Here is a 12,981-nt window from a genome sequence, read left to right as displayed (position 1 = left end):
GATTGATATTTATAAATAATTTAATTATGAGAAAATTTTTATTTTTATTTCTTTTTCCATTAACTATAATTGCTCAAGAAACTCCAAATTCAGTTGTATTTTGGGATACTTTAAAAGAACATTGTGGAAAATCTTACGAAGGAGAAATTGTTGCAGGAGGTAAAAAAGGAGATGGTTTTAGTGGAGAAAAACTAGTGATGCACGTTTGTACTTGTAAAGAAAAAACCATTAGAATTCCTTTTTTTGTGGGTGAAGATAAATCTAGAACTTGGGTTTTTACAATTAATAAAGAAAATTTAATCACGTTAAAACACGATCACAGACATAAAGATGGATCTGAAGATAAAATTACACAGTACGGTGGTTCAAACCCAAATACAGGTTTAAAAAATATTCAATTTTTTCCAGCAGATCAAGAAACTTCAAATTTGATTTCTTATGCTTCTAATAATGTATGGTGGGTTACAATTGATGAAACTAGTTTTACTTATAATTTAAGAAGAATTGGAACTGAAAGATTATTTTCGGTTAAATTTGATTTAACTAAAGAAATTAAAACTCCAAGTGCTCCTTGGGGAAATGTTGATTAATTTTTTATGGCTTACTTTTTGATTATATTAAAGAATATAATATTATTATGAGAAAAAAAAATAACAGACTTTTCTTTGTTTTATTATTAATGATTTTATCTGTGTTTTCAACTTATTCTTTAGAATATGAGAATAATTTTGAATTTAAATTAGATCAGGATAAAACAATTTTAATAAAAAAAATAAAAAATAGAATTATATCTTTAAAAGAACAAAGGGGTAAATTGAAAATTATTGGTAAATGGACAAGTGTTAAAGAAAAATCTTATTTAAAACAAGTTGATAAATTAGAAAAAGGTCTTGTTAAATTAGGGTATACTGAAAACGAAAGGTTATCTGTTGATGAAAAAATTAAAAAACTTCAGAAGCAATTAAAATACCTGAATAATAATAAAACTACTCAAAAAGTAAGAGATAATTGGTCCGATAAAAAGGAACTAGATTATCAAAATAAAGCGGGTGTTCTAATTGATAGTGTTATTAAATTGAAAATGTTTAAAAACATTAAAAGTTAGATTATTTATCTAAAGTTGATTTTGATTGAAAATATTAATCTTTATTAAGTTTGTTTATTTTTTTATACCATTTCTTTTTTTTACGATTAAAGTATTTTTTAGTTGTTAACTTATTTTCTAATTTAATACAATTATATACATTTGATGCGTAGAAACTTCCATCTGTAAATAAAATAATTACTTTATATGCTTTTGTGCCATCTGTAAATAACTTTCTAATTAAAGAATTATAATCTTCAAAATAATCATATTCATTTAATGTTTTAATTGGAAAACCATTGTTTTTAGAATAAAAATGAAGTAATTCTATATTTTTTTTGATTGATTTTTTTTCGACATTGATTTTATTTAAATAATCTTCGAAGTTGGAAACATGTCTATGTCTTTTATAAGGCATTTCTTTAGAGTTTGTTTTTAACTCCTTTTTAGTCCAAAAAATACCTGTCGGATTTTGTAATGAATCTAGAAATTCTATTCCAGATTTTTTTGGCATTCTTTTAATATCTGGAACTGAATCTACATTATGAATTAACCAAGTTTTAGTAGTGTCTATATTGTATTTGCTGTTAAATATAAGTGATAATTGTTTTTTTGTGATATGATCTAGTTTTCCAAAAAATTCTTTATACCTAAGTTTTTTTATAATAACAGTATCATTTTCGGCAATAATTAAATCAAAAAGCATTGAACTTTCTTTTTTCTTGAATTTTAAAAATCCAACCTTTTTATAATTTTCATCAACATATATGATTTTTTTATTTTGAGAAACTAAATTATTCCCAAAGAGAATAATTAATATAAATAATACCTTTTTCACGAGCTTAAATTTTCAATAAATTTACAAATTATCTTTCAAAACCTTAATTTCATCACGAAGTTTTGCAGCTACAATAAAATCTAAAGATTTTGCAGCAGCTTCCATTTGTTTACGTTTATCGCGTATTCTTTGTTCAATATCTGATTTTGGTAAATATTGTAAGTCTTGCTCAGCAGCTACTTGTTTAGCGTTGTCATAATGATAGCTAGAAACAGCACTCTTAGATAAAGTGTCATCAATTTTTTTATTAATTTGGGTAGGGGTAATATTATTTGCAGTGTTATAAGCTATTTGTTTTATACGTCTTCTGTCTGTTTCATCAATAGTTTTTTGCATGCTATTGGTCATTTTATCAGCATATAAAATAGCTAATCCATTAACATTTCTTGCAGCTCTACCAACTGTTTGTGTAATGGACCTATGACTTCTTAAAAAACCTTCTTTATCAGCATCTAAAATTGCTACTAAAGAAACTTCAGGCAAATCTAAGCCTTCACGCAAAAGATTAACTCCAATCAAAACATCAAACAAACCTTTACGCAAATCTTGCATAATTTCTACACGTTCTAGAGTATCAACATCAGAATGAATATATCTACAACGAATATCGACTCTTGTTAGATATTTTGTAAGTTCTTCAGCCATTCTTTTCGTTAAAGTTGTAACTAAAGTTCTTTCATCTTTTTCAACTCTAACTTGTATTTCTTCAATTAAATCATCGATTTGATTTAAACTAGGTCGTATTTCTATAATGGGATCTAACAAGCCTGTTGGTCTAATTACTTGCTCAACAAATATACCTTCTGTTTTTTGTAGTTCATAATCTGCAGGAGTTGCAGAAACAAAAATAGTTTGATTTTGAATGGCCTCAAATTCATCAAACTTTAAAGGACGATTGTCCATTGCAGCCGGTAATCTAAAACCGTATTCTACCAAATTTTCTTTTCTACTTCTATCTCCACCGTACATAGCGTGTGTTTGAGGTACAGTTACATGGCTTTCATCAATAACCATTAAATAATCATCTGGAAAATAATCTAATAAGCAGAATGGTCTTGTGCCAGGGTCTCTACCATCTAAATAGCGAGAATAGTTTTCAATACCAGAACAATAACCCAATTCTCGAATCATTTCAAGATCAAATTCTGTACGTTCTTTTAATCGTTTAGCTTCTAAATGTTTGCCAATTTCTTTAAAGTAATCTACCTGTTTCATCATGTCTTTTTGTATCATATGAATAGCATTTTGTAAAACATCAGGAGAGGTTACAAATAGATTTGCAGGATAGATAGTTAATTCTTTAAAGTTTTCTAAAACGGTATTATTTTCTAAATCAAAAGATTCTATTTCTTCAATTTCATCACCAAAAAAATGAATTCTATAGCCATTATCTCCATAAGACGGATAAATTGTAACAACATCACCCTTTACTTTAAAAGTTCCACTTTTTATTTCGGTTTCTGTTCTAGAGTATAAACTGGTTACTAATTGATGTAAAAAATTTGTTCTAGAAATTTGTTGATCTACATGAATAGGAATTACATTTTTCTTGAATTCAGTTGGATTTCCAATTCCATATAAACATGAAACAGAGGCAATAACAATTACATCTCTTCTGCCGGAAAGCAAGGAGGAAGTGGTGCTTAAACGTAAGCGTTCAATATCATCGTTTATGGATAAGTCTTTTTCGATGTATGTTCCTGTTACTGGAATATATGCTTCAGGTTGATAGTAATCATAATAAGATACAAAATACTCAACAGCATTTTCTGGAAAAAACTGCTTAAACTCTGAGTATAATTGTGCTGCTAAGGTTTTATTATGGGCTAAAACTAAAGTTGGTTTTTTTACATTTTTAACAACGTTTGCAACAGAAAAAGTTTTTCCAGAACCAGTTACGCCTAATAATGTTTGAAATTTTTCACCAGATAAAACCCCCTCAGAAAGTTGTTTTATTGCTTCTGGTTGATCTCCAGTTGGTGAAAATTCTGATACTAACTTAAATTCCATTTTGTAAAAATATGGATAGTTTTTAATAAACAATTAAAATTTGAAAATTGCTTTTTATTTTCTTAATAAAGAAAAATGTCCTTTTTTATAAATTGTAGGTTTGGTTGTGTCTAAAGGTGTTAAAACGATATTATACCAATAATCATTTGAAGGTAAAACTTTGCCTTTATAGGTGCCATCCCAACCTTGCCCATCAATTTCAACTTGTGCTACAATTTTTCCAAATCTATTAAAAATGTTTATACTGCTATTTGGGTAAAATGTTTGATTGGCTCCTTTTACAACCCAAGTATCATTAACGCCATCTCCGTTAGGAGTAAAGAATTTTGGAAACTGAATTACAGATATTAAAAGTGTCGTGTCTGGTGTACACCCATTTTTATCATTAACAATTACTTGATATATACCACCTTCTAGGTTTTCAAAAAGAGGCTCATCTTGAAAACCAATTGAAGGTATTCTAGTATTATTATCGGTATTTAAAATTGCATATTGATAATCACCAATACCTAAGTTGTTATTTAATGTATCAATAAAAACTGATAATCTATCTTCTGCCCCAATATTGTTTGATTCGTCAATAATATTAATAAAACTACTTTCTAAAATAGCTGGATTGGACTCCTCAATAACAATAACTTCCGATTTAGAACAATTTGTTCCATCAGTAGTGGTTGCTGTTATAGTGTAATTACCTCCTGTTGTTACATCTATGTTGTCATTTGTACTTAAAATATTATTATTTATATCAGTCCATTCATAAGTGTATGAATCCAAAGTGTTTTCAATAAATATATTTAATGGTAAATCATTTAAACATACAATTTGTGGAGTTGTAACTGTAAAACTAGGTAATGGGTTAACAATAATGTTAAAATTAGCATCATCATTTATACAAAGTGTTCTGTTATTTTGAATACGAACATAAATAGTTTCTGTTGGGTTAGAGTTTTCATAGGGTGAAATAATTGGAGAATCACCAGATGTAGCATCTGCTTGAGATGAATGGAAAGTTACATTAAAATCATTTGGGCTTTGGTTAGTTCCCAAAATTTCTGAAATTTTACTATCTAAATCTATATTTTGAATAATTCCGTTTGTGTCATCATTATCAAAATCATCATCACAGTATGCTAAATTTGTTGGAACATCATATGTTGGTTCTGGGTTTATAATAACATCAAAATTAGAAATTCCATTAGAACACATGGTTGTTGTTTTATAAACACGAATAAAAATGGTTTCTCTATAAGCCTCAATGTTAGAGTATGGAGAGATTAATGGGTTATTGCCTATTTGAGCATCTGCAAGAGTACGATGATAAGTTACTGTATGAATATCTGGATCTTGAGTTCCTAAAATATCATTAGTTTTAGATTCAAGGTCTATAGATTGTGAAAAACCATTTCTTGCTGAACCATCGGAATTATCGTCGCAAATTTCAAGATCTTCCACAAAATTAGCAACTGGAATTGGGTTTACGATTAAGTTAAATGTAGTGTGGTCATTAAAACAACCAGTTGTATTGTTGGTAACTCTAACATAAATGGTTTGTAAATCTCTAAGTGTATTTGTGAAAGGTGAAGAAAGAGGGTTGTTACCTGTGTTAGCTTCAGAAGCTGTAAGATGATAAGTTACGGTAAAATTAGTTGAACTTTGACCATTTAAAATAGTTGTATTTTGTGATTCTAAATCAAAAGATTGAACAATACCATTAGTAGCATCACCATCATTAGCATCATCACAAAGCTCTAATTCTGGAGTAATGGTTGCAGAAGGTGTAGAGTTAATTTGTAAATAAAACTCTCCCAAACCTTGACAATCGTTATTAATAGTACTTAAAATTTTGTAATAGATAGGAAACTGAATTCCTTCAGAGTTTTGAGTAATATTAATTTTATTAATATCATTTCTATAGTTTGTAATATCTATTTCATTTAAAGAATTATCTCTGTCAGTCTCATTTTCATAGAAAAATACTTCAGTATTAACAGGCGGATTTATACCTGTTTCAATAGCGTTTATATCTAAAGAAAAGTTGGTAATATTGTCTGTGTCAGAATTGTTAACAGTATCATTTCCATCTGCATCTAAAAAATCATCACAAACAGGAGGCTGTATTACATTATATCCGTTTTTTACAGTTTGTCCTACGTTTATAGTTAATGGAATTAAATCTCTAGCACAATTAAATTCAGAAATTACTTTTACATAAACAATTTTGGGAATATTAACAACAACTGGATAAGAAGTGATATTAGTTATTAAATTAGTACCATCTATATTTTCGTAATACTCAAAAGTAACATTTGCAGTGTCAGAAATATTTTGTTGAGCTAAAGTTAAATTAACTGTTGTGTTTGTATCGTTAACTTCTATACATTGATTTAACTCTGGACTTGGTTTTAAGATAGGTAAAGGGTCTACAATTAAATCTAAAGTTGTAGTTGCATCGTAACAATCTGTATTGTCTATATTTTCTATTCTTATATAAACGGTTTGTGAATTAGTTACACTGTAGTTAGTGTTTTTGTTGATGATTGTAGAAATATCATTTGTTTCAGCTCCTGATTGAGTTGTATGATAACTTATATCATATTGAGATGAGGATAGATTGCCTAAAATCTCAACATCTTTATTGTTTAAAATAAAAGTATTAACAATTCCGTCGGTATCACTACTACTTTCTATATCATCACACATTCTATATGGTTCAGGTTGCGTTGGTATTGGTAAATCAGTAATGGAAAGATTAAAGCTTGTTATGTCATAACAAAGGTGTGGCGCATTTATATTTTGTACACGTGCATAAATAGTTTCAGACGTAAAAGCTATTGAGTTTGTATAAGGGTTTGGTAAAGGGGTATTACCTGAAGTTGCATCAACTAAAGTTTTAAAATAAACTATTTCAAAATTATTTGAATCTAATCCATTTAAAATCTCATCATTTATTAATGTTTCAAAATCAAAGGTGTTAAAACCATCTCTATCGTTATCACAAAATATGATGTCTTCAGGAGTGGTAGCACTAGCGGTTTCATAAACAACTAAGTTAAATGTTGCATTAAATTCTATTGTATTATTGCAATCATCGTCTAAGGTAATTTTTAAATCGTAAGTACCAGTTTCATCAAGAGTAACTTCCTCTAACTCTAATTTATAATCAGGAGCACTTGAAGGTATTACGGTTGTTGTTACTCCATTATTAAAAGTCCATTCATAATTTACGGTTGTACCAGTTACTAGTTCAGGAGTTATTGTTTTACTTTGTCCAGTACAAAGTTCTAAGTTTTCGTTATTTACTTGAAGTGTTGTATCATCATCAGTAATATCTACTTCTAAGAAAAAAGATTGGATAAAAGGAGGTAGGCCTTCAGTGCTCACTCCGCTTCCTAAGCTGATGCCGTTTTCAATAAAGTTAGCTTCAATGTCATCTAATTCTGGTGAATCGATGACTCCTAAAAAGTTTTGTCTACTTCTAGCATAATAAATTTTACCATTTGAAGCTAGTTGTAAAGCTCCTCTATATCCATTATTAGTTGAGTATATTGTTGTAAAACTATTATTTATAGAATTAATATCATCAATTACGTTATTATTATCAGAATCTAAATTAATTTGAATAATACTAGCAAAATCAGGAGGGTTTCTACCAGCATTTGTTACCTGACTATGAACACCAGATGATATATATAATTTTTTACTATCTCTAGAAAATTCAACACCATAAGCATTATCAATTCTGGTAAAAATTCTTTCATTACTAATGGTTCCTGTGCTATTATCGAACTCATATATATAAGAATCGCCTTCTTGATTAGCGCTAACAAGGTGATCTCCATCTGGAGATAGTTTTAAATAACCTCTTAATGACTGATAAAAAGAATGGCTGCTAACTACAGCTGCATTACTTAAACCATTTTCAGTTACTTTATATGCATAAAAATTATTAGAATCGGCTGTTACTACCCAAAAGGTATCACAATCTTCGCCTTGAACAGATGTTATTTTTTCTCTTGAGTCAGAAGCGCTTGTAAGTTGAATGTTTTTAACTATTACTTCACCCAAACCTCCTTGTAAACTCATGTCAATTTCAGAATAATGAACTCCATTTCCTTGATTTCCATTTTGTTGGTTTCCAACTGTAAAAACATAATAAATGTTAGAGTCTTTTGGTTTAGGAACTATTATGGCAGATTGAGTGCTTGAAGAATCACCTAATAGATTTGTACCGTTTGTCATAGAGGTTCCGTTTCTGTTAAAAACAGATTGACCATCTGTATAGAATTGTAATACTCCATCTGCATCAGAAATAGAAGCAGAGCCTTCATCAGTAAATAAAGAACCTGTAATTTGTGTTGGGGGATTAGTGCTAAAGTTTAAACCAGCACTTTCTCCAAAAAACCAATAATTAGCTTCTTTTTGAGCAAAAGTATTAATAGATATAAAAAGAATAAAAAAAAGAACTTTTTTTTTCATTTGGATATGTTTATTTAATATAACTCCAAATATATTTAAAAAGTATTATAAATCCCTTTTTTGTATAAGCTTATATGATAATAAGATGAAAATAAATGTCCAAAATGATACAATTAAAATAGTTGTAAAATCAACGGAATAACTTTTAGTAAAAATCTCACCCATAGTATTTGCGGCAGATCTTACTGCACCAAGTCTAGAAAAAGGTTCTTTTATTAGGTTTGTCATCGATTCTAAAGGTAAAAATTGCATGATTGCATCTACTTTTTCGCTAGTGTTATTTACTCCTCTAAATTGCCAAAATAAATAAGCTTTAAAAATACTTTCTATAATAAGCCAAACAAACATAGCACCTATTGCAAAAGCAGAACGTTTTACTAAAATCCCTAAAAATAATCCAAAAGAGAAAAAACCAACTAGTTTTATAAAAAAAGCGACTAAATATTCTAGGTCAGATGTAATAATAGCCAATTCATTGTAATCGGAATAAATTAAGCCTAAAACTAAAGAAACAAAAAATACAAAAATGGTAGAAACTAACGCAAAAGTGATTACTGTATAAAATTTAGAAAGTATAAACTCTTTTTTACTTAAACCATCAATTAAGTTTTGTTTTAAAGTTTTGTAACTATATTCGTTAGACATCATGGATACTATAACTAACAATAAAAAGAATTTTAAAATTGCAGCCACATAAGTGTTAAAGTGCCAAATGTATGGGAAATTGAAAATTCCTGCATCTGCTAAATGCAGTTTAAAATTTCCGAATTCAAATTTTATTGCAGCAATTAAAGCAATAGAAGTAAGTAATCCAAAATAAATTATAGATAAAACTTTACTAGCTTTATTGTATTTTAATTTATGAAACTCTATAGTAAGTAGTCTTAACATGACTTGGTTTTTAGTTGATTAGTTATTGTTAGTTAAATCTAAAAATTGTTGCTCTAAGCTTGGTTTACGTTTTACTAAATGTGATAAAACAAAACCATTATCAAATAAATATTGATTGATTTCAGATGATGAAATATTGCTATTTAAAGTTGCAATAAGTGTCTCATGATCTTTCGTGATTTTACCAATTGCTTCATGATTATCTAAAATTTTAATTAATTCATCTTCTTTTTCATCAATCTTTAGTTCTAATAAACCATTTGATGCAGTTAATTCATCAACTCTACCACTGTATAATTTTATTCCTTTTCGTATAACAACTACATGACTACATACTTTTTCTACTTCATCTAAAAGATGAGAAGCTAATAGAATAGTAGTTCCGGTTGCTGCAATTTTTTTTATAATTTGTCTTATCTCATGAATTCCTTGAGGATCTAAACCATTTGTAGGTTCATCTAAAATTAAAATTTCTGGGTCATTTAACAAGGCAGAAGCAATAGCTAAACGTTGTTTCATTCCTAAAGAAAATGTTCTAAACTTACTATTTCTTCTTTCAAAAAGATTTACAGTAGTTAACTTCTCATCAATTTTTTCTGTTGATATTCCTTTTATTTTACAAATCAAAGCTAAATTTTGAGTAGCAGTCATGTAAGGATAAAAGTTAGGGCGTTCAATAATTGCCCCTACTTTTTTAAGAGCTTCATGTGTAGTTAAGTTACCATTAAACCAAGAAAATTCACCAGAAGTTCTGTTAACAACGTTTAATATAATACCTAAAGTAGTAGATTTTCCACTACCATTGGGACCTAAAATTCCATAAACATTTCCTTTTTGGATATCAAAAGAAAGATTGTTTACTGCATGAACTTTGCCGTATTTTTTATCGAGATTTTTAAGAGATAAGATAGTTTCCAAAGAAATTGTTTTAGTCGGTTATTATATTTAGACGACTAATTTACAATTTTGTTACTGAAAAAGTGGGAAGAATAAAAATAGCATTAAAGGGTAAACAAAATTTGATTTATTTTTTAGTTACGTTTTATGCTTTCAAAAAAAAATATTTTCCAAATTTAGGTAAATGTTTGCTTCAAGTAATAATCAAGAATTAAACTACATTTTTTTAACACTTATTTTTAATATTCATTAAAATCAAAATCATCAAAATGCCCAAATTCATCATCAATATCACCTTCATCACCAAATCCATCATTTAATTTTTCTGCAACAAATTCTTTTTCAGGAACTTCTTCAGGTATTTCTCCTACAGATAAAATAATTGCTGGTAAATCATCTTTTACTTCTGATGAAATTTCAACGACATCTACATAAAACGTCCACATATTTAAGAAATCATAGACATAAATAAGTTTGTTGTTTTCTTCGGGTAAAGTTTCTTTTAAAATACAAGTTTGCATAGAAATACCTTCACCAGCTTCAGACATATTAAATAAAGGAATTTCTTCACCTTGATTCCATTCATCATCAGTTCTAAAAAAAGAAGCCATTTCTAAACCAGCAAAACCAAAAGATTTGGCAATTGTGGTGTGCAAATCTTCAAGATTAATAGAGTTATCAACTAAAATAGTTCTTAAAACATCTTCTTTAGCGTCTAAAATTATTCTTATTTTGTACATAAAATTCAATCAAAATATGGCAACAAAAGTACAATAATTTATGCGTATTTTTACTTTTTTAAATCTTGTTTATGGATAAAATAAAAAAATTAGATATTTTAAATAATATCAATAAAAATACCCTGATGGAAACTTTAGAAATAGAGTTTACCGATGTTGGCGAAGATTTTTTAATTGCAAAAATGCCAGTAAATACAAGAGTTTATCAACCTTTTGGAATTTTACACGGAGGGGCAACGGCGGCTTTAGCAGAAACTGTTGGTAGCTGTGCTTCAGCACTTTTTGTAGATGCTAAAACCAAAATTATTAAAGGAATTGAGTTAAGTATCAATCATTTAAAAAGCGTGAAAAAAGGGTTTGTTTTTGGAATTGCTAAGCCAATTCATAAAGGTAGAACAACACATTTATGGGAAGTTAGAATTGTTGATGAAGACAATAATTTAATTTCTATTTGTAAACTGACGAATATTATTTTAGATAAAAAATAGAAATTGAATATATTACATACATTAGAAAACTTTTATCGCAAAAAATTACCTTTTGTAATTTATAGAAAACCAAATTCTAACATTGCTTCTGGTCTTTTTTTAAAGGATGATTCTCTTTTTTTTACAAGTGATTTTTCTGAGCCAGGCTTTGTGTTTTCGCCATTTGATAGCAATCAAAAAAGTATTATTTTTTTTAAAAATAAAGCAGACTATTTTGAAGAAGGAATAAATTTAGACGAGATTTCTTTATCAAAAAATGTTTTTGGAGACGATATTTTATCAAAAGAAAATCATATTAATATTGTTGAAAAAGCAATTGAAAAAATCAAAAAAAATGATTTTAAAAAAGTAGTTATTTCTAGAAGCGAGATTGTAAAACTATCTTCTGTAGATATTTCATTAATCTATCAAAAATTATTACAAAATTACCCAAATGCTTTTGTGTATGTTTGGTATCATCCCAAAGTAGGATTGTGGTTTGGAGCAACACCAGAAACGCTTTTAAATATTGAAAACTCTAAATTTAAAACGATGTCTTTAGCGGGTACTCAAATTAATCAAGGTTTAGATAATGTTATTTGGAAAAGCAAAGAATTAGAAGAGCAACAATTGGTTACTAATTTTATAGAAACTCAATTAAAAGAGATTTCTTTAAACTTAAAAGTTGATAAAACAGAAACTGTAAAAGCTGGAAATTTATTGCATTTAAGAACTAAGATTAATGGGGCTTTACAAGAAAAAGCATCTTTAAAAACTTTAATAAGAGCTTTGCATCCAACACCTGCAGTTTGTGGTTTACCCAGAAACGAAGCTAAGGAGTTTATTTTAAAAAATGAAAATTATAATAGAAGTTTTTATACTGGTTTTTTGGGAGAAATTAATTTTAATGATGTGGCTTCTAAAAGTATTAAGTCAAGCTTGTTTGTAAATCTACGCTGTATGAAAGTTGATAATAATACTGCTCAAATATTTATAGGTGGTGGTATTACAAAAGAAAGTAATTCTGAAAAAGAGTGGGAGGAAACCTTAGCTAAAAGTAAAGTTATGAAAATAGTTCTATAAAAAAAACTACAAACAAATTGTCTGTAGTTTTTAATAATAAATATATTTTAATGTAAAAACCTTATATATCATCAAAAGAAACATCAGTAAAATTTTGTGCTGATTTTTCTTCAAATTCTGTTTCTACTATTTCTTCTTTCTTAAAATCTTTTTGATGACGTTCACTAATTACTTCATCACCTTTTTCTGTAATGATGTAATCTGTAGCTTTTTTAAGCATTTCATGAAAATCAGAAAAATCTTCCTTATAAAGGTAAATTTTATGTTTTTGATAATGAAAAGTTCCATCATCATGTGTAAACTTTTTACTTTCAGTAACCGTTAAATAATAATCATCTGCTTTAGTAGCTCTTACATCAAAAAAATAGGTTCTTCTTCCAGCTCTTAAAACCTGTGAAAAAATTTCTTCCTGTTCAATTCTCTCTGCCATAATTTTTTAATAATAGTTTAAAATAAAATTTTCTATGAAACAAATCTAATAAAATATTTCTG

The 12,981-nt window shown here is 27.9% G+C and carries 11 protein-coding genes; 4 read left to right on the top strand and 7 right to left on the bottom strand.

The annotated features are described in order from the left end of the window. The first annotated feature begins 26 nt into the window (after positions 1-26). Positions 27-590 (top strand): hypothetical protein, encoded by a 564-nt coding sequence (locus tag Q0733_RS01410; RefSeq protein WP_298778029.1) that lies wholly within the window; start codon positions 27-29, stop codon positions 588-590. A gap of 47 nt (positions 591-637) precedes the next feature. Then, positions 638-1,105, top strand: a complete 468-nt coding sequence (locus Q0733_RS01405) for a hypothetical protein (protein ID WP_298778027.1) — start codon at positions 638-640, stop codon at positions 1,103-1,105. A gap of 34 nt (positions 1,106-1,139) precedes the next feature. Here the strand turns inward: Q0733_RS01405 and Q0733_RS01400 are convergent, their stop codons facing one another. From Q0733_RS01400 to Q0733_RS01375, 6 genes are all read right to left on the bottom strand, one after another. After that, positions 1,140-1,922 carry a hypothetical protein gene (locus Q0733_RS01400; RefSeq protein WP_298778025.1) on the bottom strand — a complete coding sequence of 261 codons (783 nt, stop codon included), beginning with the start codon at positions 1,920-1,922 and terminating at the stop codon, positions 1,140-1,142. A 21-nt stretch (positions 1,923-1,943) separates the two neighbouring features. After that, positions 1,944-3,932 (bottom strand): excinuclease ABC subunit UvrB, encoded by a 1,989-nt coding sequence (gene uvrB / locus Q0733_RS01395; RefSeq protein ID WP_298778023.1) that lies wholly within the window; start codon positions 3,930-3,932, stop codon positions 1,944-1,946. Between the two features lie 54 nt (positions 3,933-3,986). Then, positions 3,987-8,411: a T9SS type B sorting domain-containing protein gene (locus tag Q0733_RS01390; RefSeq protein ID WP_298778022.1), complete on the bottom strand. Its 4,425-nt coding sequence runs from the start codon at positions 8,409-8,411 to the stop codon at positions 3,987-3,989. Between the two features lie 45 nt (positions 8,412-8,456). Further along, on the bottom strand, positions 8,457-9,302 hold the full coding sequence (locus Q0733_RS01385) for an ABC transporter permease subunit (protein ID WP_298778020.1): 846 nt from the start codon (positions 9,300-9,302) through the stop codon (positions 8,457-8,459). 18 nt (positions 9,303-9,320) lie between these two features. Further along, positions 9,321-10,220: an ABC transporter ATP-binding protein gene (locus tag Q0733_RS01380; protein WP_298778017.1), complete on the bottom strand. Its 900-nt coding sequence runs from the start codon at positions 10,218-10,220 to the stop codon at positions 9,321-9,323. Between the two features lie 218 nt (positions 10,221-10,438). Next, complete coding sequence (locus Q0733_RS01375; protein WP_298778014.1) at positions 10,439-10,939, bottom strand: hypothetical protein; 501 nt, start codon at positions 10,937-10,939, stop codon at positions 10,439-10,441. Between the two features lie 71 nt (positions 10,940-11,010). Here Q0733_RS01375 and Q0733_RS01370 point away from each other — a divergent pair, with 71 nt between their 5' ends. Further along, positions 11,011-11,427 (top strand): PaaI family thioesterase, encoded by a 417-nt coding sequence (locus tag Q0733_RS01370; RefSeq protein ID WP_298778011.1) that lies wholly within the window; start codon positions 11,011-11,013, stop codon positions 11,425-11,427. 3 nt (positions 11,428-11,430) lie between these two features. Continuing rightward, on the top strand, positions 11,431-12,489 hold the full coding sequence (locus tag Q0733_RS01365; RefSeq protein ID WP_298778008.1) for a chorismate-binding protein: 1,059 nt from the start codon (positions 11,431-11,433) through the stop codon (positions 12,487-12,489). Positions 12,490-12,550: 61 nt separating this feature from the next. Here Q0733_RS01365 and Q0733_RS01360 read toward each other — a convergent pair whose 3' ends face one another. Continuing rightward, positions 12,551-12,919 carry a PUR family DNA/RNA-binding protein gene (locus tag Q0733_RS01360; protein WP_298778005.1) on the bottom strand — a complete coding sequence of 123 codons (369 nt, stop codon included), beginning with the start codon at positions 12,917-12,919 and terminating at the stop codon, positions 12,551-12,553. Between the last annotated feature and the right edge of the window lie 62 nt (positions 12,920-12,981).

The organism is uncultured Polaribacter sp., assembly GCF_947500975.1.
In the GTDB taxonomy this organism is placed as follows: Bacteria; Bacteroidota; Bacteroidia; order Flavobacteriales; family Flavobacteriaceae; genus Polaribacter.
Note: the sequence above shows the minus strand (reverse complement) of the source record. Positions and strands in the feature narration are given on the sequence as shown.